21 protein-coding genes are annotated in these 24,750 nt (G+C 32.5%); 6 read left to right on the top strand and 15 right to left on the bottom strand.

All coding sequences use genetic code 11. From position 1 onward, the window contains the following. Nucleotides 1-23: 23 nt before the first annotated feature. Together IEV77_RS06720 and smpB are read right to left on the bottom strand one after the other, a co-directional pair. A complete protein-coding gene (locus IEV77_RS06720) occupies nt 24-551 on the bottom strand; it encodes a hypothetical protein (RefSeq protein WP_188463134.1) in 528 nt (175 codons plus the stop codon). Between the two features lie 10 nt (nt 552-561). Next, nucleotides 562-1,017 carry an SsrA-binding protein SmpB gene (gene smpB, locus IEV77_RS06725; protein WP_188463140.1) on the bottom strand — a complete coding sequence of 152 codons (456 nt, stop codon included), beginning with the start codon at nt 1,015-1,017 and terminating at the stop codon, nt 562-564. Nucleotides 1,018-1,110: 93 nt separating this feature from the next. Between smpB and IEV77_RS06730 the strand changes: the two genes are divergently transcribed. Beyond that, a complete protein-coding gene (locus tag IEV77_RS06730) occupies nt 1,111-1,857 on the top strand; it encodes a DUF6503 family protein (RefSeq protein WP_188463142.1) in 747 nt (248 codons plus the stop codon). On the opposite strand, the gene IEV77_RS06735 is transcribed toward IEV77_RS06730, so the two are convergent. The 4 genes from IEV77_RS06735 to IEV77_RS06750 all read right to left on the bottom strand — a co-directional run bounded on the left by IEV77_RS06735 (nt 1,850) and on the right by IEV77_RS06750 (nt 4,431). Further along, nucleotides 1,850-2,359: a phosphoglycerate mutase family protein gene (locus IEV77_RS06735; RefSeq protein WP_188463144.1), complete on the bottom strand. Its 510-nt coding sequence runs from the start codon at nt 2,357-2,359 to the stop codon at nt 1,850-1,852. The genes IEV77_RS06730 and IEV77_RS06735 overlap by 8 nt on opposite strands. Nucleotides 2,360-2,402: 43 nt before the next feature. Beyond that, nucleotides 2,403-3,101 (bottom strand): purine-nucleoside phosphorylase, encoded by a 699-nt coding sequence (gene deoD, locus IEV77_RS06740; RefSeq protein ID WP_188463146.1) that lies wholly within the window; start codon nt 3,099-3,101, stop codon nt 2,403-2,405. 17 nt (nt 3,102-3,118) lie between these two features. Beyond that, nucleotides 3,119-3,790, bottom strand: a complete 672-nt coding sequence (gene deoC / locus IEV77_RS06745) for a deoxyribose-phosphate aldolase (protein WP_188463148.1) — start codon at nt 3,788-3,790, stop codon at nt 3,119-3,121. Nucleotides 3,791-4,047: 257 nt separating this feature from the next. Continuing rightward, nucleotides 4,048-4,431, bottom strand: coding sequence for a hypothetical protein (locus tag IEV77_RS06750; RefSeq protein WP_229736601.1), 384 nt, complete (start codon nt 4,429-4,431; stop codon nt 4,048-4,050). 173 nt (nt 4,432-4,604) lie between these two features. On the opposite strand from IEV77_RS06750, the gene mqo reads away from it, so the two are divergent. Then, the gene (mqo, locus tag IEV77_RS06755) at nt 4,605-6,095 is read left to right on the top strand and encodes a malate dehydrogenase (quinone) (protein ID WP_188463152.1); all 1,491 of its coding nucleotides are present in this window, start codon (nt 4,605-4,607) and stop codon (nt 6,093-6,095) included. Nucleotides 6,096-6,182: 87 nt separating this feature from the next. Here the strand turns inward: mqo and clpB are convergent, their stop codons facing one another. Beyond that, entirely contained in the window at nt 6,183-8,792 is a 2,610-nt protein-coding gene (clpB, locus tag IEV77_RS06760) for an ATP-dependent chaperone ClpB (RefSeq protein ID WP_188463154.1), read from the bottom strand. 248 nt (nt 8,793-9,040) lie between these two features. Here clpB and ytxJ point away from each other — a divergent pair, with 248 nt between their 5' ends. After that, the gene (gene ytxJ / locus IEV77_RS06765; RefSeq protein ID WP_188463156.1) at nt 9,041-9,430 is read left to right on the top strand and encodes a bacillithiol system redox-active protein YtxJ; all 390 of its coding nucleotides are present in this window, start codon (nt 9,041-9,043) and stop codon (nt 9,428-9,430) included. A 59-nt stretch (nt 9,431-9,489) separates the two neighbouring features. Here the strand turns inward: ytxJ and IEV77_RS06770 are convergent, their stop codons facing one another. Genes IEV77_RS06770 through IEV77_RS06780 form a run of 3 tightly spaced genes read right to left on the bottom strand, consistent with a single transcriptional unit; the run spans nt 9,490 to nt 12,361 of the window. After that, nucleotides 9,490-10,890: a TolC family protein gene (locus tag IEV77_RS06770; protein ID WP_188463158.1), complete on the bottom strand. Its 1,401-nt coding sequence runs from the start codon at nt 10,888-10,890 to the stop codon at nt 9,490-9,492. Nucleotides 10,891-10,892: 2 nt separating this feature from the next. Continuing rightward, nucleotides 10,893-12,050, bottom strand: a complete 1,158-nt coding sequence (locus IEV77_RS06775) for an HlyD family secretion protein (protein WP_188463160.1) — start codon at nt 12,048-12,050, stop codon at nt 10,893-10,895. After that, nucleotides 12,047-12,361, bottom strand: a complete 315-nt coding sequence (locus IEV77_RS06780) for a DUF3302 domain-containing protein (RefSeq protein WP_188463162.1) — start codon at nt 12,359-12,361, stop codon at nt 12,047-12,049. Before IEV77_RS06780 ends, IEV77_RS06775 begins: the two co-directional genes overlap by 4 nt. A gap of 345 nt (nt 12,362-12,706) precedes the next feature. Between IEV77_RS06780 and pheT the strand changes: the two genes are divergently transcribed. After that, nucleotides 12,707-15,133 (top strand): phenylalanine--tRNA ligase subunit beta, encoded by a 2,427-nt coding sequence (pheT, locus tag IEV77_RS06785; RefSeq protein ID WP_188463164.1) that lies wholly within the window; start codon nt 12,707-12,709, stop codon nt 15,131-15,133. 75 nt (nt 15,134-15,208) lie between these two features. Here pheT and IEV77_RS06790 read toward each other — a convergent pair whose 3' ends face one another. Next, nucleotides 15,209-15,400, bottom strand: coding sequence for a cold-shock protein (locus IEV77_RS06790; RefSeq protein ID WP_188463166.1), 192 nt, complete (start codon nt 15,398-15,400; stop codon nt 15,209-15,211). Between the two features lie 97 nt (nt 15,401-15,497). Then, nucleotides 15,498-16,202, bottom strand: a complete 705-nt coding sequence (locus IEV77_RS06795; protein WP_188463168.1) for a class I SAM-dependent methyltransferase — start codon at nt 16,200-16,202, stop codon at nt 15,498-15,500. Between the two features lie 154 nt (nt 16,203-16,356). Here IEV77_RS06795 and IEV77_RS06800 point away from each other — a divergent pair, with 154 nt between their 5' ends. Further along, the gene (locus IEV77_RS06800; protein WP_188463170.1) at nt 16,357-16,590 is read left to right on the top strand and encodes a putative signal transducing protein; all 234 of its coding nucleotides are present in this window, start codon (nt 16,357-16,359) and stop codon (nt 16,588-16,590) included. A gap of 83 nt (nt 16,591-16,673) precedes the next feature. On the opposite strand, the gene IEV77_RS06805 is transcribed toward IEV77_RS06800, so the two are convergent. Next, the gene (locus tag IEV77_RS06805; RefSeq protein ID WP_188463172.1) at nt 16,674-18,299 is read right to left on the bottom strand and encodes an ABC-F family ATP-binding cassette domain-containing protein; all 1,626 of its coding nucleotides are present in this window, start codon (nt 18,297-18,299) and stop codon (nt 16,674-16,676) included. 248 nt (nt 18,300-18,547) lie between these two features. On the opposite strand from IEV77_RS06805, the gene IEV77_RS06810 reads away from it, so the two are divergent. Continuing rightward, the gene (locus IEV77_RS06810; RefSeq protein WP_188463173.1) at nt 18,548-19,972 is read left to right on the top strand and encodes a TlpA family protein disulfide reductase; all 1,425 of its coding nucleotides are present in this window, start codon (nt 18,548-18,550) and stop codon (nt 19,970-19,972) included. Between the two features lie 70 nt (nt 19,973-20,042). Here IEV77_RS06810 and fsa read toward each other — a convergent pair whose 3' ends face one another. After that, nucleotides 20,043-20,696: a fructose-6-phosphate aldolase gene (fsa, locus tag IEV77_RS06815; protein WP_188463175.1), complete on the bottom strand. Its 654-nt coding sequence runs from the start codon at nt 20,694-20,696 to the stop codon at nt 20,043-20,045. Nucleotides 20,697-20,823: 127 nt separating this feature from the next. Then, nucleotides 20,824-24,744, bottom strand: a complete 3,921-nt coding sequence (locus tag IEV77_RS06820) for a T9SS type B sorting domain-containing protein (protein ID WP_188463177.1) — start codon at nt 24,742-24,744, stop codon at nt 20,824-20,826. Between the last annotated feature and the right edge of the window lie 6 nt (nt 24,745-24,750).

Consider the following 24,750-nt stretch of genomic DNA (forward strand, 5'->3'; position numbering starts at 1 on the left):
GTCCCTTTATTGGAGGATAAAAATTAATCTCTGGGCAAATATTCCTGAGGAATTGGGCTTTCTGGAGTTTCTTGAGTCCAAAAAACATTTACAACCCACCATCTTACGCCATCATAAAGGAGTTGAATGCTGTTAATGCCTCTCAACAAGGGTTTTGTGTCTGTTTCACTTTGATATGCTTCGTAAGTACTAAAAACTTGAGTGATACTACCAAAGGTGTTAACTGTTCTATGAATTTCTTTTTCAAAAAAACCATTTTCAACCAACCATGATTTTGAAGTATTAATATAATCTGATGGCGACATATAACGGGCAACAAAAAAACCTTCTTCGTTTTTACTAGTTGGAATTAATTTGGCGTTTTGCATGAACAAATATTTAAACAAATCCCAATCGCGTTCTTCATCTTTTTCACCAGAAATCACAGCGTAAAGTGTTTGAATTGTACTATCTAAGGTTGCTACTTTTTGAGAATATTTAACCGATTTTTCTTGAGCTTTTGTACTAAAACTAAAAGCAAATAAAACCAGTAACAAAATAACTTTTTTCATATTAAAGTGTCTAAAAATCTTTCTTAATTCTATCCAATCTCACTTTGTTGTCACGATCCTTCATCGTTTCTCTTTTATCAAAAAGTTTTTTTCCTTTTGCTAAAGAGATTATCATTTTTGCCAAACCGTTGTCATTTATAAACAAGTTTAAAGGTATGATGGTTAAACCAGATGTATTGACTTCTTTTTCTAGCTTTTTTAGCTCTTTTCTGTTTAGTAAAAGTTTTCTAGTGGCTTTAGGTTTATGATTGTAGTAAGTACCATAAACATATTCTTCAATTGTCATATTTACAACAAACAGTTCTCCTTGATCATTAAATTCACAGAAACTTTCGGCAATGGATGCCTTACTGTCTCTAATGGATTTAATTTCTGTTCCAGATAAAACTATTCCAGCGGTATATTTATCCAAAATTTCGTATTGAAACTTGGCTTTCTTATTTTTTATGTTAACTTTCTTTTGCATACAAGCCAAAGGTAAATAATTTAAAACAACTTTTTAAGTCCTTATGGTAAGTTATCCTTAATTTTACGACTAGAAACAAAAAATATATTACTTATGAATCGTGTTATTTTACTTCTATTATTAAATGTCCTATTATTTTCATCTTGTAAAAATTCAAATACTTCTGTATTAAATGAGGATGAAATAATAAATAAAACTATTAAAGTTTCAGGTGGAGATAAATTTGATGTTTCTAATATAGAATTCGATTTTAGAGATAAACACTATGTAGCCAAACGGAATAAAGGCGCTTTCCAATTAGAAAGACATTTTAAAGATTCCATTTTTAGTGTAAAAGATGTGGTTGATAACGATGGCTTTAATCGGTTTGTTAATGACGAAATGTTAGATATTCCAGATTCTATGGCTGTAAAATATGCTGCATCCGTTAATTCCGTTCATTATTTTTCGGTTTTACCTTACGGACTAAATGATGCGGCTGTAATTAGAACTTCTTTAGGTGAAGAATCTATAAAAGGAAATAGCTATTATAAAATTCAAGTTACTTTTAATGCAGATGGAGGAGGAGAGGATTTTGAAGATGTTTTTGTATACTGGATTAATACCAAAACTTTTAAAACCGATTATTTAGCATACTCTTATAATGAAGCTGATGGTGTGGGTTTCAGGTTTAGGGAAGCTTATAATGAGCAATTTGTTAATGGAATTAGATTTGTGGATTATAATAATTACAAACCTAAAGACAAGGAGATCGATATCTTAAATTCAGGTAGTTTGTTTGAAACAAATCAATTAGAGTTGCTTTCTAAAATTGAACTAAAGAATGTGACTGTTAATTAAAGGTCAAAACCTGATCGGTTTTTTTTCCATCCATCATTGTAATGATGTATAAATTTCCATTATTCCCGTCATTTATATCTTCATATTTTTTAGAATCTAAAATGCTATTAACAAATTGTGGTATGGTATTGCTATGTCCGACAATTAAAACCGTTTTCCCTTTGGTTTTGTCTAAAAACGGAGTGATATCCATTTCATTTTCGTTATAAATAGTAATTTCTAATTCGTTTTTTGTTGCAGTTGGTTGAGCCGTTTCTATTGTTCGGTTATAATCTGTAGAATAAATCGCGTCAAAAGCAACGTTTTGTAAAATGCTACTCCATTTCTCGGCTCTAATTTTTCCTGTTTCTTTTAGATGGGGATTTTTATTTGTCGCATCGGTTCTGTCCTTTTCAGCATGACGTATAAGATAATAAGTAGTTAATTCTTCAGAATTGTATTTTTGAACACAACCATTAAAAATAGAAAAAAAAACGAAAACAAGAATAAGTAAATGTTTCATAATATCAAGATGTACTCAAATGTAATATAATTTCAAGAAAAATTTAGGCCAACTCTAAGGCAATATCAATCATATCTTTAAATGTGGTTTCACGTTCTTTGCTTGTAGTACGCTCTCCAGTGACTAAAGAATCTGATATGGTTAAAATAGTAAGAGCATTAACGTTGTGTTTTGCAGCAACCGTGTAAAGTCCAGCAGTTTCCATTTCTACACAAAGAACACCAAATTTCGACCATTTTTTATAAGATTCGAAATCGTCCGTATAAAACTCATCAGAAGTAAAAACATTTCCTGCTTTAAGAGGGATACTTTTCATTTTTGCAACTTCAACAGCTTTTTGAAATAGGCCAAAATCGGCAGTAGGAGCGTAGTCTGCACCACCAAATCGCAATTCGTTTACACCAGAATTTGAAGAAGCAGCCATTGCTAAAACGATATCTCTAATTTTTATATGTTTTTGATAAGAACCAGAACTGCCAACACGAATAAGGTTTTTTACGCCGTATTCTGTTATTAATTCATGAGCATAAATAGAAATACTAGGAACTCCCATTCCTGTACCCATTACCGAAACACGTTTGCCATTATAAGTGCCGGTAAAACCTAACATACCACGTACTTCATTAAAACAAACAGGATTTTCTAAAAATGTTTCCGCAATCCATTTAGCACGTAAAGGGTCGCCGGGTAAAAGAATGGTTTCCGCAATTTCTCCTTTTTTCGCTTCAATATGAACACTCATAAAATTAAGTTTTATAGTTAATAACCGCTACTTTCTACAGGCGATTTTTTTTCAGTTACAATGGAAACTCCAGAGGAGGTTCCTATTCTGTCCGCTCCAGCATCTATATATTTCAAGGCAGTTTCTAGATCTTTAATACCGCCAGAAGCTTTTATTTTAGCCTTGTTTTTAATGCTTTTCCGAATCATTTTTACCGCAGTAAGGGTAGCGCCACCTTTAGAAAAACCAGTAGAAGTTTTTATAAAATCTGCATTGGCATCCAAACAAATTTGACATGCTTTAATAATTTCGTTTTTGGATAATTCACTAATCTCCAAAATAACCTTTAAAGTTACTTTTCCAATAGCTAATTTAACATCGCAGATATCTTTATAAACAGCCACATAATTCTTGCTTTTAAGCATGCCTATATTGATAACCATATCTATTTCCTCTGCACCATCTTCCACAGCTTTGGTTGCTTCAAACACTTTGGCGTCTGAACTCATTGCTCCTAAAGGAAAACCAATAACAGAACATACCTTTACATTACTTCGTGTCAATAGATGTTTTGCTAAAGACACGTAATAACTATTTACGCAGACAGAATGGAACCTGTATTCTTTAGCTTCGTCACAAAGAATTTTTATGTCTGTTTTGGTAGCAGAGGGTTTTAAAAGGGTATGATCTATATAATTACTTAGGGACATTTGTGTTTTTTTTATAGGTTAAGCTGTATCAAAAATACGATTAACTGTTATATTAACAACAAACAATCTAAAAAGTTATCAAAAAATTATGAATTTTTGGCGCCTTTTATTTGGCTTCTCTGAAAAAGAAAGGATTAAGAATAGATTATAATTTTCTTTTGACTTTAATTACTTATTAAATAATTGAGAAATTTTAAATTAGAAAAACAAGTTTTGATAAGTTACTTTTTTTGAAGTTTTAAAAGTTTATTTTGAATTTAAATGTGTTTACTGGATTTTTTTAATATCCCATGTGACCATTCTAAGGCCTCTGTTAAATTATTAAATATGCCATAAGGTTTGTCATAAAAATCGCGCTCAAATTCTGCGTTTCTTCTCATTATTTCCGATCCAGGGATCATAGCTATAGCTAGTAAATTGGGGATTTTCTCTGTTAGAACATAAATTAGAGGGTCCACGGAATATGAGTTTACACGGTTTGAAATGTAAATCATATTTCTACCATAAAAGTGCTTGTGGATAATCTCATTAAGCTTTGAGTTATGATCTGGATGTATTTCTGCTCCTTCATATATTTGACAAATTAAGAATTCGTCAAAAACAAATATTTCAGTTTCCGGCAGATCATAATAATAGAACATTCCCATATTATTTTTTTTTTTCAGTTTTAAATATAAGATTTTAATTTGTAAGTAAGTTCAGTCATATTTATTTTTTTTTAAACAACATTCATGGGATTTGAACATTAAGATTTATGTTTTGAATTTATATCCTAGTTAAAACTTAGTTACTTTTGTGTTTATAAAAAGGGATTATGAAACCAACATCAAAGAAAGACATTGAAGAATACGATTTAATTTGCGTAGGAGGAGGGATTATGAGTGCAACTTTAGCGCTTTTAACAAAATTAATGGATCCTACCGCCAAAATTTTAATTTTAGAAAAATTAGGAGATGTCGCACTTGAAAGTTCAGATGCATGGAATAATGCAGGGACTGGACATTCAGCTTTGTGTGAGCTTAATTATACGCCTGAAAATTCTGATGGCTCGATTGATATGTCAAAAGCCATAGATATTTGCAACCAGTTTGAAATCTCTAAACAATTTTGGTCTTATTTAGTAAATCAAAAATTAATAGAAGACCCTAAAGCATTTATCTCCGGAATGCCTCACTGTAGTTGGGTTACAGGTGATTATAATAGTGCATTTCTCGAAAAAAGATTTGAGAAAATTAAAGATCATTTCATGTTCAATACCATAGAATTCACGAAGGAAATTGAGAAAATGAAAGAATGGTTTCCATTAATGATGACTGATAGAACTTCGGATGAAGTTATGGCGGCCAATAGAATAGAAAGAGGCACAGAAGTAAATTTTGGAGAATTAACTAGAATGCTTTTCGGTATTTTAGATAAAGAATATGGTATTAAAGTACAATGTAATCAAGAGGTATTGGATATAGATCCTGAAGATAAAATAGATTGGACTGTAAAAGTTAAAAACACAATCAGTAACGAACATCATTATTTAGATGCCAAGCACATTTTTATTGGTGCTGGTGGCGGAAGTCTTTTACTATTGCAAAAAGTGGAAATTGAAGAAAAACATGGGTATGGTGGATTTCCAGTTAGTGGCGAGTGGTTGGTTTGTAAGAATGAAGATATTATAAAGAAACATTTTGCAAAAGTATATAGCAAAGCAGAGTTAGGTGCGCCTCCAATGTCTGAGCCTCATTTAGATTCACGTTTTATCGATGGGAAGAGAGAATTGTTATTTGGTCCATTTGCAGGTTTTAGTCCGAAATTTTTAAAGGAAGGAAGTTATTTAGATTTAGCGAAGTCTGTGAAATATTATAATATTCCATCTATGCTTACGGCGTTTTGGCATAATTTACCTCTGACTAAATACTTAATAAATCAAGTGAAAATGTCTCATCATGATCGCATGGAAGATTTACGAAATTTCGTTAAAGATGCCAAAGATGATGATTGGAAGGTATTGGTGGCAGGACAACGGGTACAGATTATAAAAAAGGATGAGTTTGAAAGTGGTAAATTACAATTTGGAACGGAAGTGGTAAGTAGCAAAGATGGGCGTATTACTTGTTTGTTGGGTGCTTCTCCTGGAGCTTCAACAGCTGTTAAAATCATGCTAGAAGTATTAGAAAAAGCTTTTCCTGAAATCCTTCATTCTGAAAAAGGAAAACAATTATTAAGTGAGATTGTTCCAACTTGGAATAAACCTATTAATCAAGAATCCTTTGAAAAGCATTTAGAATTATCGAAAAAAGCACTTCAGCTTTAGTGAATTTTATAAAAAAAAGCAACGTTCACCTTTGCAGGTTTACGTTGCTTTACAATTAACTAACCATAAAAAAACTATTACTATTTATTAAATTTCTTCTTCTACTAAATTCGATTGATTTCTAAAAACTAATTTATCATCAAAAGCATCTAGTAAAATAATACTATCCGTAGTTACTTTTCCAGATAAGATTTCTTTACTTAGTTCATTTAAAACTTCTTTTTGGATGACTCTTTTAACTGGTCTAGCTCCATATTCAGGATGATAGCCTTTCTCTGCTAAATATTTTACAGCGTCATCTGTAGCATCAAAAGTGATGTTTTGTTCCGACAACATTTTTGTTAATCCTTTTAACTGTAATCCAACAATATCTTTGATGTTGTCTTTGCTTAAAGGTGTAAACATGATGGTGTCGTCAATTCTATTTAAAAACTCAGGTCTTACACTTAGTTTCAATAAGGCCAATACATCTACTTTTGCAGATTCAATGGCAGAATCGATGTCTTTTGTGGCATCAAAACGCTCTTGAATAATATGACTTCCAATGTTTGAAGTCATAATAATGATGGTGTTTTTGAAATCAGCCAGACGACCTTTGTTGTCTGTCAATCTACCTTCATCTAAAACCTGTAATAAAATATTAAAAGTATCTGGATGTGCTTTTTCAATTTCATCTAATAAGACTACAGAATATGGTTTTCTTCTTACAGCTTCCGTAAGTTGACCACCTTCGTCGTAACCAACATATCCTGGAGGTGCACCAATTAATCTGCTTACAGAATGACGTTCTTGATACTCGCTCATGTCTATTCTAGTCAATGCATTTTCATCATCGAATAAATATTCTGCTAAAGCTTTTGCAAGTTCTGTTTTACCAACACCTGTAGTTCCTAAAAATAAGAAGGTTCCAATAGGTTTTTGAATGTTTTGTAATCCAGCTCTAGAGCGTCTAACAGCATCACTTACTGCTGTAATTGCTTCTTCTTGTCCAACAACACGTTTGTGTAACTCGTCTTCTAATTTTAATAATTTTTCACGGTCACTTTGAATCATTTTTGTCACTGGAATTCCTGTCCATTTGGCAACAACGTCTGCAATATCTTCGTAAGTAACCTCTTCTTTAATTAAAGAACTTTCAGATTGATTCTCTTGTAACTCCTTCTGAAGTTTTTCTAAGGTTTCTTGAGCTTCTTTTATTTTTCCGTAGCGAATTTCCGCTACTTTACCATAATCACCATCGCGTTCGGCACGTTCTGCTTCTAGCTTGAAATCTTCAATATTAGCTTTGGTATTTTGAATATTATCAACGACCTCTTTTTCACTTTTCCATTTAGCAAAAATCTCGTTACGGTCTTCTTTTAAATTGGCCAAGTCAGAACGCAATGATTTTAATTTCGTTTCGTCCTTTTCACGTTTAATAGCTTCAATTTCAATTTCCAATTGCATCACTTTTCTGTCCAAAACATCTAATTCTTCTGGTTTAGAATTGATTTCCATGCGTAATTTAGCAGCCGCTTCGTCCATTAAATCAATGGCTTTATCTGGCAAGAAACGATTGGTAATATAGCGTTCAGATAGTTCTACAGCTCCAATAATCGCTTCATCTTTGATGCGTACTTTATGGTGTGTTTCGTATTTTTCTTTAATACCACGTAAAATGGAAATGGCACTTTCGGTATCTGGTTCGTTAACCATTACTTTCTGAAAACGTCTTTCTAAAGCTTTGTCTTTTTCAAAATATTTTTGATACTCGTCCAAAGTGGTTGCTCCAATAGCTCTAAGTTCTCCTCTGGCTAAAGCCGGTTTCAGAATATTTGCAGCATCCATAGCACCTTGACCACCTCCAGCACCAACTAAGGTGTGGATTTCGTCTATAAAGAGAACAATATCTCCATCACTTTCAGTTACTTCTTTAATAACAGCTTTTAGGCGTTCTTCAAATTCACCCTTATATTTGGCTCCTGCAATTAATGCTCCCATATCTAGAGCAAAAATTTGCTTGTCTTTTAGATTTTCAGGAATATCGCCATCTACAATTCTATGAGCTAAACCTTCTGCGATAGCGGTTTTACCAGTTCCTGGTTCTCCAACTAGGATGGGATTATTCTTTGTTCGTCTGGATAAAATTTGTAGAATCCGACGTATTTCTTCATCTCTACCAATAACTGGATCCAATTTGCCATCTTTTGCTAATTGATTTAAGTTTTTAGCATATTTATTTAGAGAATTGTAAGTTTCTTCCTGACTTTGAGAGGTTACGTTTTCTCCTTTTCTTAATTCATCTATACTAGCGATTAACGTTTTTTCCGTTGCTCCTTGGTCTTTTAACATTTGAGCAATTTTGCTATTAGATTTAAAAATAGCCAAGATTAAATGTTCGATTGACACATAATCATCTTTCATTTTTTTAGCCATAATTGCTGCTTCATTAAGTGTTTTGCTAGCTTCTCGAGATAGCATAATGTCACCGCCAGATACCTTAGCATAACTTTCCAATTGCTTGTCTAATGCTTGCAGTAAAACAGGAATATTTACATTAAGTTTTTTTAATATAAATGGTAGTACATTTTCGTCTACTTCAGAAATGGCTTTGAAAAGATGCTCGTTTTCTATTTGTTGATGTCCGAAACCTTGAGCAAGCTGTTGCGATTGCTGAATAGCCTCTTGCGATTTTATTGTATAGTTGTTGAGGTTCATATATCTTATTTTTAGTTACTTGTCTCTTGTAAAAGTATGAGGAATTTTTTAAAAAGCTTCTCTATTTTACTTATTAAGACAACATTATTTTTTATGTTTATACTTTCAATAAGTCAAATACCTTACCAATGAAAAACATAAGACAAAATGTCTGAAATAATCAGTCGTAGTGTGACTTTTAGTCAGCTTGTAAGATTTTTAAAAAAGTCTCGACTATTTGATTGTTCTAAATTAAAACTTTAAAATTTATGGGATTATTTAATAAAATATTTAGCGGTTCTTCAGAACCTAAAGAAGAAAAAGTGTTGCCATGGATCGCATTGACAAATGTTGCCCAACTTGAAGACATTAAAGCAAAATCGAAAACAAAAACACAGGTTATCTTCAAGCATTCTACCCGTTGTGGAATAAGTAGAATGGTTATGAAACAGTTTGTGAGTGGGTATAACTTAACTGAATCAGATTTGGATTTGTATTATCTGGATTTGCTTAATTATCGAGATGTTTCTAATGAGACTGGCTATAAATTTCAAGTGATGCATGAGTCACCACAATTACTTGTTATTAAAAATGGTGTCGTGGTTGCCCACGAATCCCATGGAGCTATTAATAGTATGAATTTAGAACAGTTTGTTTAATGGAAATTTAATGTAGAGTAGGTGTTTCGGAAATAATTAAAATATATTTTAGAAAGATATTACTGAAAATCGCCACCTAAAGCAAGATGTAAACTTATTCTGTTGCTTAATTGTTCATTAAGTAATTTAATCAACTCTTCTTTAGTGGCAATGGCTTTATTTTTAATTTGAATAACTGAAAGTAGATCAATTTGACCCATTTCATATTTTAGTTCAGCAAATTTTACAGTTTCATTCCTATCATCTAAAATGGCTTGTTGAAATGGAATTCGTTTTGCAATTAAATCTTCGCTTACCAAATAAGTTTCAACTTCTTTAAAGGCGTTTAGCATAACAATTCCATAATTTAGTACGGCTTGTTGCTGCTCAATGGTTGCTATTTGCAATTGAGCTTTAAGTCTTCCTCCCGTATAAATTGGAACCGACATACCAATTCCTCCGGCAAAAACCAAAGGGTTTAATTGTAATAGGGATAAAATATTGTCGCTTAACAGCCCACCACCTAGATTTAAAGAAAAACTAGGTAACATATTTAATTTAGCTACTTCTTGATTTCTAAAAGAAGACAATACTAATTTCTCTGCGGCTAAAATATCTGGTCTTCTTTCTAAAAGGGTCGATGGAATTCCTGGTTTTATTGGGGGAGGAACCGGTGTGAAATTTTGAGCTGTTTCAATTTCAGATGACGGGTATCTACCAACTAATACTTCTAAATTTCGTTTTGTCTCTAAAACAATACCTTCTGCTTTTATTAAATCACTTTTTGCTTCGCTTAAATTAGCATTGGCTTCTGCTACATCAATATCACCTACTTTTCCAAGGTCTCTTCTAATTTTAACCAATTCATGTAATTCTGTATAAGACGTTACAACTTCATTTGACAATTTGTATAATTGATTTGCCTGTACTGCTTGATACCAACTTCTTGCAGTTAAAGCTACTAAAGATTGTTTTGCGTAATTATAATCTAATTCGGTAGCTTCATAATAAGCGCCAATGGATGATTTTTGCGCACGTATTTTTCCCCACACATCTGGTTCCCAAGAAATAATGCCAAGTGCTTTGCCACTTCCAAAAACCTCCTTGCTTCCATCATCTATAATAGATTGATAGCCCATGTTTAAACCTATTTGAGGTTTCATTTGTGAACCAACTATAATCACATTTTGCTGTGCAATTTGTACTGCAGTTGCCGCATTTTGCAAATTTAAGTTGTTTTGCAAAGCCTCTTCAACTATGGTTTCTAAGGCCGGATCATTAAAAGATTTTAACCACTCACTAACGACTTCTAGAGTATCAGAAGTGGCTATCCATGTTTCTGGAATAGTAGTTTCTGGCAAGGCATCAGAAACTATAGTTTCGTGTTCTGGTTCTTTAGATAAGGCACATCCATATATCAATAGTCCTATAAAAAATAGAGATAAAATGTTTGCGAAATGTTTAGTTTTTATTTGTTTCATGCTTAAAAAGGTAATGGATATAGCCAGTTTAGCCATGAATAGGTTCTTATACCAATACGTCGTAAAGCAGTCCAACTACCTGTCATACCATTGGTGTAAATGGCACATGTGCCCTGAGTTCCAATTGGGAATAAGGATTGATCTTCGCCATCAAACATTATTTTTACTGCAAATTGGCTTTGTGGATTATCTGGAGAAACTGCATGAAAATTAGGTATGAATCCTGATGGTAATAATTGACCAGAAGCATTTGCTTTCCAAACAGCTTCAACTTTTCCAGTAAATATTTGCCCAGGATATAAATCCAATGCTATTTCAACAGGTTGACCTGCCTCTACATACTTGATGTTTTCTTGGAAAAAATTAGCTAGAAAATAAGGGTCTGCATCGCATATAAACGAAGCAATGGCACCAATTCTATAATCGCCAGCAACCATTCCAGGTCGAACCTGTAAGTTGATAATCCGGCCATCTTCTGGGGCATACATTGTGGTGTTTTCTAGATAGTATTGAGCTTCTTTAAGTTGTGCTTCTATTTCGGCAACTTTAGTGTTTACACCATTAATATTAGAGTTTAATTGTAACCTTGCTCTTTCTAACTCAGCTTTAGCTTGTTTAATAGCGGCTTCATTCTTTTTTACAGTGTTATTACTTCGCTGTGCATCTTCATCAGCACCAGCACCACTTAAAGCTAAATTGGTAGATTGGTTTTGTTGGTATTTTGCAAAGGTAGATTCACTTTCTTCTTTTGCTAACTTTTGCTGTGCTACGGTCACGTCTGCAGCCATTATTTTAACATCCTGTTTTGCTTGGGCCAATTGAGCTTCTAGCTGAGTAACTTTAAATTCATAAGGGCGTTTGTCAAACTCAAATAAAGGTTGCCCTTTTTTTACAGGAACATCAGGTTGCACAAACACTTGAGTTACCATGGTGGGTTCTGTTAACCTCGGGACTAATTGTATGGTGTGTTGCACTACTTTTGCTTCGGTAGAGTATGGTGTTGCAAAGCGCAGTCCAATTATAAAAATAAATAACACATGGGCACAGAAGAAAATATAAAACCCTCCCCATGCGAATGTATATTTAATCCACTTCTTTTTGAAAAAGATAAACCAAAAAATTAGGGTGAAAATAAAAACGGTTACAAATGCTGAAATCATAATTTCCCTGGATTTTCTTTTAATCGATTAATTTCTTCTTCTGTTTTTTCTGCTTCTTCTTTTGGAAAACGTCGAATATCAATAATATCTGTTGGTTTAAATGCCCAAATAAAAGCTTGAATCCATGGCACAATGGTTAAAAATCCTGACCAACCTAGTAGTTTTACCGCTTCTGCTTCTGGGTGTTTTCTGGCTATTGCGATGCGCCCAGGTAAACCAGCTATCCAAAATATCAGTATCAAAAAACTCAATACAAAAAGTGCTAATACTATAAATGTGACATAATCCCAAAAGTCTAAACTAAAGCCCATAATGTTTTATATAAAATACATAGCAAATTTAACATTATAATTAAAGCACGTTGAGAAAATTATAAAAAACATTAAAATAGAATACGTCTTTATCAATAGAACAACGAAATCTCAATGAAATGAAGTTTATAGGTTTTAACTTTCCTTTGCCCCTTGACCCTTGACGGAATAGCGTTGGGAAAGAAATTTTAAATTTAATAGATGGAACTCAATTTCTCGTCTGATGTTATGCCTTGCTATTAAGTTTTTATAAAGATCTGTATTATTAATTACAATTTTTAATGCATTGTTTTGAATGCTAAAAGGCAATATTTTATCTTTGCCCACTTAAAGCACGAAGCAAACATGAAGATTTCTTACAATTGGTTAAAGCAATTTATAAAAACTACTTGGACACCAGATCAATTAAGTGAATTACTTACAGATTTAGGTCTTGAGGTTGAGGGTGTTACTGATTTTGAATCCGTAAAGGGAGGCTTGAAAGGTATCGTAGTTGGAGAAGTTTTAACTTGTATACAACATCCCAATGCAGATAGGTTAAAAATTACTACTGTTAGCGTAGGTTTGGAGAGTCCTCTGCAAATAGTTTGTGGTGCGCCAAATGTTGCGGCAGGACAAAAAGTACCAGTTGCTACTATTGGTACTACATTATATACTGAAACCGGTGAAGCCTGGACCATAAAAAAAGGTAAGATTAGAGGTGAAGAAAGTCATGGTATGATTTGCGCTGAAGACGAACTTGGCTTAGGGAAATCTCATGATGGTATTTTGGTGTTGGATGAAAAACTTAAGGTTGGCGCATTACTATCCGATATATTCAAAGTAGAAAATGATCAAGTATTCGAAATTGGACTAACGCCAAATAGGGCAGACGCCATGAGTCACTTTGGAACTGCTCGCGATTTAAAGGCAGGATTACTTCAAAAAGATGTGAACCTAGAGTTAATTACGCCTTCTGTAAGTGCATTTCATGTAGATAATAGAACATTACGAATTGATGTAGACGTTAAAAACAAAGATTTAGCTCCAAGATACTGTGGGTTAACTATTTCTGGATTGAAAGTTGAAACTTCTCCAGATTGGATAAAAAACAGATTGAAAGCTATTGGGTTAACACCTAAAAACAATATTGTAGATATTACAAATTATGTGTTGCACGAATTAGGGCAACCTTTACATGCTTTTGATGCATCTAAAATCTTAGGAAATAAAATTGAAGTTAAAACCCTTGAAAAAGGAACTAAGTTCATAACGCTTGATGGTGTTGAGCGCGAATTGGATGGCGAAGATTTAATGATTTGTAATGCCGAGGAACCTATGTGTTTTGCAGGTGTTCTTGGTGGAATCCAATCAGGAGTTACAGAATCTACTACTAGTATATTTCTTGAAAGTGCATATTTTAATCCAGTAAGTATTAGAAAAACGGCAAAAAGGCATAATATTAATACGGATGCTTCTTTTAGATTTGAAAGAGGAATCAATCCAAACACGACGGAGTACGCTTTAAAAAGAGCTGCTTTATTAATTCAGGAGATTGCTGGTGGCGAAATTACTAGTGATATTGTGGATATTTATCCTAATAAAATTGAAGATTTCCAGGTGCGATTAAGTTTCGATAATGCTAAGAAATTAATAGGAGAGGAGATTCCCGAAGATGTCATAAAACGCATTTTAACCTCTTTAGAAATAAAAATAAACAACGTAACTGAAACAGGATTGGGTCTTACCGTTCCTGCCTATAGAAACGACGTGCAACGTGAAGCCGATATTATTGAAGAAATTCTTAGGGTTTACGGTTATAACAATATAAAAACTTCCAAGAAGTTTAATGCTTCAATTTCAAATACCTCTAGATTTGAGGATTATAAATTGCAAAATATTATAGGAAACCAACTAGCTTCCCAAGGTTTTTTCGAAACCCTTACTAATTCTTTAACGAATCCGGATTACACAAAATTAAGCGACCAACTTAAAGAAGAACATCACGTAGAAATGTTAAATCCACTAAGTCGTGATTTAAGTGTTCTAAGACAATCGGTTTTGTTCACGGGATTGGAAAGTATAAGTCATAATATAAATAGAAAGAGAGACAGTTTAAAGTTGTTTGAATTTGGAAAGACTTATCATAATTACAAGGATAAAAAAGAAGAGTTTAAACATTTGTCTTTATTTGTAACCGGAAATAAACATAGTGAACGTTGGAATGCTATTACACAACCTTCTGATTTTTTCTTTATGAAAGGCGTTGTAATAAGTATTTTGGAACGTTTGGGGTTATCAAATTTTAATACGTCTCCTTTTAAAAATGATGTATTTAGCGAAGGGATTGTTTTTTCAATAGATAAGAAGCCATTGGTAGAATTTGGTTTGGTTAATAAGCCTATTTTAAAACATTTTGGAATTTCGCAAGATGTGTTGTTTGCTGATTTTAATTGGGATCACATTATTGAATTAGTTAAGAACTATACCATACAATTCATTCCAATTCCAAAATATCCAGAAGTAAAAAGAGATTTTGCTTTATTGTTGGATGAATCTATTTCTTTCGAAGACATAGATAGAATTGCCAATCAAACAGAAAAGCATCTTCTTAAAAATGTAAATCTATTTGACGTTTATCAAGGCAAAAATCTACCCCAGGGTAAGAAAAGTTATGCTGTGAGTTTTACTCTTCAGGATAATAATAAAACGCTTACAGATAAGCAAATAGATAAAATAATGTCGAAATTACAAGATAATTTCGCCAAAGAACTTGGAGCGGAATTGAGATAAAAATCGGTGAATATAAGCATCAAAAAAGCCTCGAAAATTCGAGGCTTTTTAATTTCTTTAAACTTTAAAAGTATATTATAATACTTTAACGTTTACGGCATTTAAACCTTTTTTACCTTCTTCTAAATCGAATTCAACGGCATCTCCTTCACGAACTTCGTCGATTAATCCAGAAATGTGTACAAAATGTTCTTTGTTTGTGTCGTCTTCAACAATAAATCCAAAACCTTTTGAATCGTTGAAAAATTTTACTGTTCCTTTACTCATTGTAATAGTTTATAATTTTTTAATAATAACAAATATAATCATATAATATTACCATTTAAGTCTTTGGGTAGTTTTTTTTATATCTCAATGGCGTATGTTATTTCTCGACATAGCCAATTACAATGTATCTATTTTTTTTCGGGATAACGTTTTCAAGTACATTATCTATCTTGCCTAAAAAGTGACGTTGTCTTTCAGATCTACCAAAAGTGCCTAAAAAACCTACTGATTTTGTTTCAATTCGTTTAAAGTCTGAGAATAAAGGCTTAATCTCCTTTAATTTAAAATAATTCCAGTCATTATCAAACTTATACTTTACTCTTCTTGCAAAGTTATGTACAAATGTAGCGCTACAATTTTCGATAAATAATATTTTTCCATCAGGTTTCAAACATTTATAAATTTGTTCTACCGCTCGTGATTCAATGTTTGGCTCTCCCATAAAAAACTGTCTAACGCCGCCCAGGGTTGATTTCATTATAACAATATCAAACTCGTTTTCATAAGGAATGTCCAATGCATTTATGCATTGATAGGTTATTTTATCTTGACAATTGTATTTTTCATGAAGTTGTTTTGCTTTAACTAATTCTTGAGGCTTTTTGTCGTAACCTATATCAGAACATACTACCTGATTTCCATTTAATGCTAACCAGAGAGATAAGCCTCCTTGTCTAGCTCCAATTTCAAGACAATTGTAGTTCTTGTTTTTTATATCAATATTTTTTTCCCAAAAGCTGAAAGACTTTGACCAATTAACAACATCCCATGTTATGATGTCGTTTATAATACTTTGCTCCATTTTATGATAATATTTAATTTTAGTGAAAGTTATTATTTTTTTTAATACGCAATGCCTTAATGGGTTATTATTTTTAAAACACATTTGCATAAGGCGTTTATTGGTTCTTAAAAATAAGTTGTATCTTTAAGAGGAACGTTAAATTTAAAATACTATGGATTCTAATTATATAAAAATTTATACGGGTAGTTTTATCATTGCCCAACTAATTGTAGACAAACTTGATGCAGTTGGTGTTAGCGCTATTGTTAAAGACGAATCTGAATCTGGTAGATTGGCAGGTTTTGGATCTTCAATTCCTGGTTTACAAGAAATTTATGTGAATGAGGAAGAATTGGATGCCGCTGTTCCAATTGTCGAAAGTGTTACTGCCGAACTTCAGCCTTAATAAAAAGAAAACAGTCGCAAATTTTAGTTATTTCGAACAACTAAAATTTGCGACTGCCTTTTGATTTTATTTCTGATAATTCGTTATGGAGTTACAGAATACATTTTAGTGCGCAATTCCTTAATTTTAGAATCTTGCATATAATCATCGAACGAGGTATGTCTATCAATTACTCCTGTAGGAGTTAACTCTACAACTCTATTCGCTACGGTTTGCGCGAATTCATGATCGTGGGTTGCAAACAAAACCGTTCCTTTAAAGTTTTTTAACGAATTATTAAAAGCCGTAATACTCTCTAAATCCAAGTGGTTTGTTGGTTCATCTAGCATAAGAACGTTGGCTCTAACCATCATCATTCTGCTAATCATACATCTTACTTTTTCTCCCCCAGAAAGCACATTGGATTTTTTCAAAGCTTCATCTCCACTAAAAATCATTTTTCCTAAGAAACCACGAATATGAACTTCTTCACGTTCTTCTTCAGTTTTAGCCCACTGACGTAACCAATCAACTAAGGTTAAATTGTTCTCAAAAAATTCACTATTATCTAGAGGTAAATAAGATTGTGTTGTTGTAATTCCCCAATCGAAAGTACCAGAATCTTGTTTTGCTTTCCCATTTAATATTTCGAATAATGCAGTGGTAGCTCTAGAATCTTTAGAGTATAAAACCACTTTATCACCCTTGATTAGATTCAAGTCTAATTTTGCAAATAATACTTCTCCGTCTATAGAAGCAGATAGGTTTTCAACATTTAAAATTTGATCTCCAGCTTCTCTTTCTCTATCGAATATTAAGGCAGGATAACGACGACTAGATCTTTTAATATCGCCAATGTTTAATTTTTCAATCATTTTCTTTCTACTAGTTGCTTGTTTAGATTTAGCAACGTTGGCAGAGAAGCGTCTAATAAATTCTTCTAATTCTTTTTTCTTTTCTTCGGCCTTTTTATTTTGTTGTGCATGCTGTCTTGCTGCTAATTGAGAAGATTCGTACCAAAAAGTATAGTTCCCTGAAAAGTGATTTATTTTACTAAAATCAATATCAGAAATATGTGTACAAACTGCATCTAAAAAGTGTCTATCGTGAGAAACTACAATCACACAATTCTCGTAATTAGCCAAAAAGTTCTCTAACCAAGAAATAGTTTCATAATCCAAGTCGTTGGTAGGCTCATCCATGATTAATACATCAGGATTACCAAATAAGGCTTGAGCAAGTAGGACACGTACTTTTTGTTTTCCATCTAAATCCTTCATTAAAGTATAATGAACTTCTTCTGGAATCCCTAAGTTAGATAACATCGTTGCCGCATCACTATCAGCATTCCAACCATTCATTTCTTCAAATAGCACTTGCAATTCACCAATTTTCTCAGCATTTTCGTCTGTATAATCCGCATAAAGTGCATCTATTTCAGATTTCAACTTAAATAAAGGTTTGTTACCCATTATGATAGTTTCTAAAACTGTATGTTCGTCATAAAGGGAGTGATCTTGTTCAAAAACCGACATACGTTTTCCAGGCTCTAAATGAACATGTCCTGATGTTGGATCTTGTTTTCCTGATAAAATCTTTAAAAAAGTCGATTTTCCTGCGCCATTTGCACCTATAATTCCGTAGCAATTTCCTTGATTAAAACTCGTGTTTACTTCATCAAAAAGTATACGTTTACCAAATTGAACAGATAAATTAGAAACTGATAACATGATTATATATTTAAATTTTACTCAGATGGTTAATACTTAATAAATAGGACTTCTTGAACTTACAATTTGATAAATTTTTACTCCTTGACATAAAATATCTTGTAAGTTTTGCAAAAGTAGAAAAAAGCAACTACAACATGAAACAAAACCAATTATATTAATATTTAACAGTGAATTAACAAGACTTATAGCTGGCAACTTTTATTTTTGTCTTGTAGGCAATCTGCTGATAATATCTTGAAAAACTTATGAAGTATCTATACTTATTACTATTGTTGGGGATATCTCTTACTTCTTGTAAAAAAGACGGTAAAGAGACTGAAGAAGGTATTGCTTACTTTGGAGGAGAAGTTATTAACCCTTCCACGAATTACGTTATTTTGCTTCAAGCCAATTCTGTAATAGATACTTTTACATTAGATTCTAAAAATAGATTTATTTATAAGTTAAAGAATGTGTCACCAGGGCTGTACACTTTTTCGCATGGAGGTGAAATACAAATGGTTTTACTAGAACCTAATGATAGTATCATGTTTAGGTTGAATACCATGGAATTTGACGAGTCCTTAGTCTATACTGGAGCTGGAGCTAAAAAAAATAATTACTTAATTGATTTGTTTTTGAATGGTGAACATGAAGACCAGGTGGTTTTAGGTTTTAGTCAGCTTTCTCCACAGATATTTGAAGAAAAATTAGATTCCTTAAAAGAACTTAAATTAAAGAAACTTAAAGCATTTAATTCCAAACAAAGCCCATCAGAGCTTTTCATCCATTTGGCCGAGTCGAGTATTGATATCCAGTATAATTTAAGTAAAGAAGTTTATCCGTTTGTTAATTATGGTAATACCGAACGTGGCAATTTTGAGTCCTTACCTAATAATTTCTATGATTATAGAGAGAAAATTAATTACAACGATCCTTATCTAGTAGATTACTTTCCATATTCTTCATTTTTAAAACATCATTTTGAAAATTTAGCTTTAGCTAAGCACTTTAAAAGCTCTAAGGATAGTATTTATAGTAAGCAATCTATTGAATATAATTTAGTTAGATTGCAAATTATCGATAGCTTAATGACAAATGAAAATATTAAAAACTCTCTTCTAATTAGTGCTACTTTAGAATTTATTAGTAATAATAAAAATGTTGATGATTATGATAAGATCTTAAATTATTTTTTAAATACAAGCACAAACGCTCAACATAAAGAGTATGCTAATAAAATTGTAAATTCCTTAAAAAGCTTAAAGTCAGGTAATCCCTTACCAGATATTGTGGTGTTTGATATTTCTAATAAGGAGTTAAATTTAAAAACTGTTTTAGGAGATAAACCTTGTGTCATTTTCTTTTGGTCTCAGTCTAATATGATGAGAGTACAAGAATGCCATAATAAAGTAGATGAATTAAAACAAAAATATCCAGAGATTACATTTATTGGTATCAATGCAAATAATGATAATCAAGATTTGTGGAAAAAAACATTAGAGAAATATAAATTAAACACAGAAAATGAATTTATATTTAAAAATCCTAAGGAAGCGCAACAATCCCTAGCCATTTACCCTATAAACAAAGTAATCATTGTTGACAAAAATGGAAAGATAGAAAACTCTCATTCCAATATGTTCTCAATTAATTTTGAGGAAGAACTCCTCGGGGTTTTAAATCAATAAAAAAAGTCTCAACATGTGTTGAGACTTTTTTTATTAAAAATTATAAGCTTTTTATAGAGCGAATAAGAAATTAGTTTCCTTTTTTGTAATCTTCTAAAAATTTAGCTAAACCGCTATCCGTTAAAGGGTGTCTTAATAAACCTTCAATAGCGCTTAAAGGACCAGTCATGACATCTGAACCAAGTTTAGCACAATCAATAATGTGCATGGTATGACGAACAGAAGCTGCTAAAATTTGAGTTTCAAAACCATAATTGTCATATATGTGGCGAATTTCGGCAATAAGGTTTAATCCATCAGTTGAGATATCGTCCAATCTACCTATAAAAGGAGATACATAAGTAGCTCCTGCTTTTGCTGCTAATAAAGCTTGACCAGGAGAGAATACTAAAGTAACGTTGGTTTTAATACCTTTATCCGAAAAATATTTACAAGCTTTTATACCATCTTTAATCATTGGTAATTTTACAACTATTTGTTCATGTAATTCCGCTAAAGCTTCACCTTCACGAACCATACCTTCATAATCTGTTGCAATCACTTCGGCACTTACATCTCCATCTACAATATTGCAAATAGCCACATAGTGTTTTAAAATATTATCATGACCAGTGATGCCTTCCTTTGCCATTAAAGATGGGTTAGTAGTAACACCATCAAGTACGCCTAAGTCTTGGGCTTCTTTAATTTGATCTAAATTGGCGGTATCAATAAAAAATTTCATAAATAAATGTTTTTAAATTTTTTTAAAATAATTGAGTTGTGTGTCTTCCGAAGTTTCGGATATGCAAAATTACAATATATAATGTTTTAGGTTGCTTATTATTATGCAAAAATCTGTTAAACAATGCTTAACGTTTTAAACTAAAATGTGATTTAAAAACTTTTCTTACTGAGTCTTTTGTGTCTGTATATTCCACTGTAAACCAATAATCATCAGAACTTAGAATTTCACCATTAAAAGTACCATCCCAACCGGAACTTTTTGGGGTTAATTGTTTGATTAGTTTACCATATCTATCAAATATGTTTATAATGGTGTTTGGTTGGTCTTGTATACCATAAAGATTCCAAGTGTCGTTATAGCCATCATTATTTGGCGTAAAGATTTTTGGATAGTCTATGACCGTTAATTCATAAATAAGTTCGTTACAGCTATATGTGTCTCTTACACGAATTTCATGTTCACCACCGCTTACATTTTGGAAAGCCGTATCACTTTGCCAAGCCCCATAATCTAGGCTTATTAAATAATTTCCTAATCCTACAATAGTAACTTCAATATTGTTGCTACTGGAGAAAGATTGACTTGTTGTTTCTGCTGTAATGCTTTCTGGGGGATAAGAATCAACTACTTCAGTTGTAGCAGAAATATGACATCCCGTGGAAATATTTGTAGCATTTACAGTATAGAACCCTGCTGTGGTTGGAGAGTAAGTTCCTTGTATGGCCCCAATTATAAGGTTATTTATATCTACCTCTTCACCTAAATACCATTGAAATGAATAATCGACGTCATTTAAATGCGTATCTATAGGAGGGTTTGGTAAAATGGTTTCCGTAACGGCATTTATCACTTGACTATTTGCATTTAAACAAATAACGTATTTAGCTTCTATATCAATTTCTGGCACTGGATTTACTATTAAATCTAAAGGTGCAATTTGCGCACAATTGCTAGTTACTGCTGTTATTCTAACAAAAATAGTTTGGGTAATTGGTTGCGTATTTATGAAATCTAATGGGTTATTTATAATATTAGAAGTTCCATCAAGAGCATCTTGTTGATTTATATAATAAGTAAATATGAATTCTGAATTGTTAAGATTATTTAAAATGCTGGTTTCACGCTGAGTAATATCGAAGGCAAAGTAGCCATCGTTGTCAATTTCACATGCATCAATTTCTGTAGGTGTTAAATTTAGATTGGCGTATAAAAAAGTATTTAGTGTTAATGTAGTTTGAGAAAAACAGCCATTCAATCCTGTAGCAATAACAATTAGATCCTTATTTAAAACCGTATTTAAATAAGTAGTAGGGTTTGGAATGGAATTATTGATGTCTACATCCAATTGCGACTCATAATACGTCAAGCTAATAGAATTATCGTTGCCTGTAATCTCCTCTTTTCGAAGCGTTAGATTATATTCTGTGTTAATTTGATAACTACAAATTTGGATAGGAGCAGGCTGAAAAACTATTGGATTTGGTTTAACTATTAGATTAAAACTCATTTCAGTTGTAAGACATTCATCAGCATCTGCAAGGCCGTTATTGTTATAATCAAATTGTGCCCTAACATAGATGGTTTTAGGGCTTTGATTATTAGTATAAGATCCAATAATTGGATTCACATTGTTATTAGCATCGGTTAAACTTTCAAAATATGAAATTAAAAGTGGCGCCGTTTGTGTACCTAAAACTTCACTGTCTTTAATGCTCAAATCGAATGTAGCTTCATTTGTATCACTACAAAGAGAATAATCAGAAATAGGATTTAAATCAGGCACCGCGTTTACTGTAAGTGTTATATGGGAGCCTAAACCTAAACAAGCATTTATATTTTCGTTATCAATTCTAACAAATATGTTTTGAGTGTTAGGAGATCCTTCGTTTCTAAAATTGCTAATATCTACAATGACATTCTCTTCGGAGAGCGCATCTGTTAAACTAGTATAATAGGTGATCTCTACATTTTGACCTGCTGGAAATAAGCTTTCAATTTGAGCTGTGGCATTGCTAAAATCAAAAGAAGCAATTCCATTTCTATTATTGCCATCAATAAGAGTGTCGTCGCAGACTACATAATCTAAATGAAAAGAAGCAGGTATTTGAGAGGCTCCAACTATAAGATTTATTTGAGCAGTTCTAAAGCATCCTTCAGAGTTTTCAACTCGTACATAAACTGTACCATTAAATGGGTTTGGATTTGGGTAAGCCGTTACGTCTGTTATTTGGTCAAGTATAAAACCTGTTTCGGCTTGGGCTTGTGTTAAGTAATAAGTAAATGTTTCGTTAACCGAATTGTTTGAGATTAATGTATTTGCTTCTGTTAAATTAAATAAGGTATTGCCATCTAGATCATCGTCACATTGTTCTAAAGTTACAAGAGATGAGACTATTGGTAACGGGTTAACCACTAAGCTAACAATAGAAGTAGCATAACAATTTGGGTTATCGATATTTTCAATTCTTGCAATAATATTTTGTTGATTTATTGTTGTGTTTGTATAATTTAAAGGAAGAGGAAAAACATTTCCATTAGCATCAGATTGGTTTAAATGATAAGAGATGTTAAATTGGGCTTGATTTTGGGTTCCATAAATTTGAGTTGAAACGGTATTTAAATCGAATGCGGCGTAGCCATTGGTGTCGTCACCGTCATCATTATTGTCGCATTGATCATAAAGAACAGGAATGGCTGAAGGTGAATCAAAAACGTCTATTTCAAAACTCGTGGTTTTATAGCAATTTGGATTAATATTACTTTCAATTCTAATATAAATAGTTTCTGCTTGATAAGCAGTTACATTGGTGTAACTATTTGCCAGTGGAGTTAAATTGGCATCAGCATCTGCTTGGCTAGCATGAAAGCTTACACTAAAGTCCGCATCAGATTGAGTGTCTAAAATAATGGGTTTAAGAGAGAGTAAATTGAAATCCCATAAACCATCATTATTATCGTCACATATAAATTGATCCAAAACAGGGTTAGCTATAGGGCTTGGGGTGAATTCTACAACAATAGAATCTGTTGCTAAACAATTTGAACCAAAGTCTACTGAAACAGTATATGTTCCAGCAACAGTTGCGTTTAATACAGAGTCGGTTTCTCCAACAATTTCAACACCTTCCAAATACCAAATATGTGTTCCTAAACTTGTTGAAATTTGAGTATCAAGAATTAGATTGCCATCCGTACAAGCTGGATTTCCACTAGAAATTGTTAAATCTTGTCCAAGATCTAAGCCTATATTAAAACCGCCAGCTTCTAAAAAAATGGCAGAATCATATGCGGCATCTCCTTGGTCAGCAACTACTAATTTAATTTCGTAGGCTTGATTAGGTATCACAGTAGCACTAGCTGTTAAAACTTTAGTTTGGCCACCATAATTGGTATACGGTAAGTTGTAGCCTTCAAAATATGCTACATTAGTGGCGCAGTTAGTTGCATTATTGATATTAGTAACACTAACCGGCGCGCCATCTGGTAAAACAGCTAAATTGGTGTAGGTAGTGGTGCCAACTTCACGTAATAAAAAAGCAAAACTATCTGAATAAATGCACTCAAAATTACCGTCGTATTCTTCGGATGCCATAATAAATCGGAAATTGAAATCTGGCGAAGTGGGTACAAAGTTGAATTTAATATAGGTTGCGTCATTCGTATTGTTAATTCCTAGAGCAGCTTGTAAGTCGCCATCACCTGGAAGGAAATTATTAAAATCTGGGTTTCCGGCTGAATTAATTGTTGTATTTCCTGCGGCATAAGCTCTACCACTTGTAATTATAATGCCTTCATCAAAAGCAAAAGTGCTACCAACTGGTTTTTTAAAATAGCCATAACTTTTCGTTGTTGTTTGATTGGCTGCACCATATACTTGGCTAGTAAAAGTGCTAATATCTGCACAATCTCCACTTATTAAAACATTTTCTACTAACTGTTGTAAATCATAACCTGATTCTGGGTCAGCGGTATTATTGATACTTATAATTTGTGAAAAGCCATTGAAACTGGAGACTAATAAAAATAGAGCTAATAATTTTTTCATATTGAA

The sequence above is a fragment of the Xanthomarina arctica genome (assembly GCF_014638915.1).
GTDB lineage: Bacteria > Bacteroidota > Bacteroidia > Flavobacteriales > Flavobacteriaceae > Xanthomarina > Xanthomarina arctica.

Bases quoted from the DNA above. Each gene is read 5' to 3' on its own strand.
- IEV77_RS06720 (WP_188463134.1), bottom strand. From the start codon at position 551: ATGAAAAAAGTTATTTTGTTACTGGTTTTATTTGCTTTTAGTTTTAGT.
- IEV77_RS06800 (WP_188463170.1), top strand. From the start codon at position 16,357: ATGGATTCTAATTATATAAAAATTTATACGGGTAGTTTTATCATTGCC.
- IEV77_RS06795 (WP_188463168.1), bottom strand. From the start codon at position 16,202: ATGGAGCAAAGTATTATAAACGACATCATAACATGGGATGTTGTTAAT.
- deoC (WP_188463148.1), bottom strand. From the start codon at position 3,790: ATGTCCCTAAGTAATTATATAGATCATACCCTTTTAAAACCCTCTGCT.
- IEV77_RS06780 (WP_188463162.1), bottom strand. From the start codon at position 12,361: ATGGGCTTTAGTTTAGACTTTTGGGATTATGTCACATTTATAGTATTA.
- IEV77_RS06770 (WP_188463158.1), bottom strand. From the start codon at position 10,890: ATGAAACAAATAAAAACTAAACATTTCGCAAACATTTTATCTCTATTT.
- fsa (WP_188463175.1), bottom strand. From the start codon at position 20,696: ATGAAATTTTTTATTGATACCGCCAATTTAGATCAAATTAAAGAAGCC.
- deoD (WP_188463146.1), bottom strand. From the start codon at position 3,101: ATGAGTGTTCATATTGAAGCGAAAAAAGGAGAAATTGCGGAAACCATT.
- pheT (WP_188463164.1), top strand. From the start codon at position 12,707: ATGAAGATTTCTTACAATTGGTTAAAGCAATTTATAAAAACTACTTGG.
- IEV77_RS06810 (WP_188463173.1), top strand. From the start codon at position 18,548: ATGAAGTATCTATACTTATTACTATTGTTGGGGATATCTCTTACTTCT.
- IEV77_RS06735 (WP_188463144.1), bottom strand. From the start codon at position 2,359: ATGAAACATTTACTTATTCTTGTTTTCGTTTTTTTTTCTATTTTTAAT.
- mqo (WP_188463152.1), top strand. From the start codon at position 4,605: ATGAAACCAACATCAAAGAAAGACATTGAAGAATACGATTTAATTTGC.
- IEV77_RS06805 (WP_188463172.1), bottom strand. From the start codon at position 18,299: ATGTTATCAGTTTCTAATTTATCTGTTCAATTTGGTAAACGTATACTT.
- clpB (WP_188463154.1), bottom strand. From the start codon at position 8,792: ATGAACCTCAACAACTATACAATAAAATCGCAAGAGGCTATTCAGCAA.
- IEV77_RS06790 (WP_188463166.1), bottom strand. From the start codon at position 15,400: ATGAGTAAAGGAACAGTAAAATTTTTCAACGATTCAAAAGGTTTTGGA.
- IEV77_RS06775 (WP_188463160.1), bottom strand. From the start codon at position 12,050: ATGATTTCAGCATTTGTAACCGTTTTTATTTTCACCCTAATTTTTTGG.
- IEV77_RS06730 (WP_188463142.1), top strand. From the start codon at position 1,111: ATGAATCGTGTTATTTTACTTCTATTATTAAATGTCCTATTATTTTCA.
- IEV77_RS06750 (WP_229736601.1), bottom strand. From the start codon at position 4,431: ATGTTCTATTATTATGATCTGCCGGAAACTGAAATATTTGTTTTTGAC.
- smpB (WP_188463140.1), bottom strand. From the start codon at position 1,017: ATGCAAAAGAAAGTTAACATAAAAAATAAGAAAGCCAAGTTTCAATAC.
- IEV77_RS06820 (WP_188463177.1), bottom strand. From the start codon at position 24,744: ATGAAAAAATTATTAGCTCTATTTTTATTAGTCTCCAGTTTCAATGGC.
- ytxJ (WP_188463156.1), top strand. From the start codon at position 9,041: ATGGGATTATTTAATAAAATATTTAGCGGTTCTTCAGAACCTAAAGAA.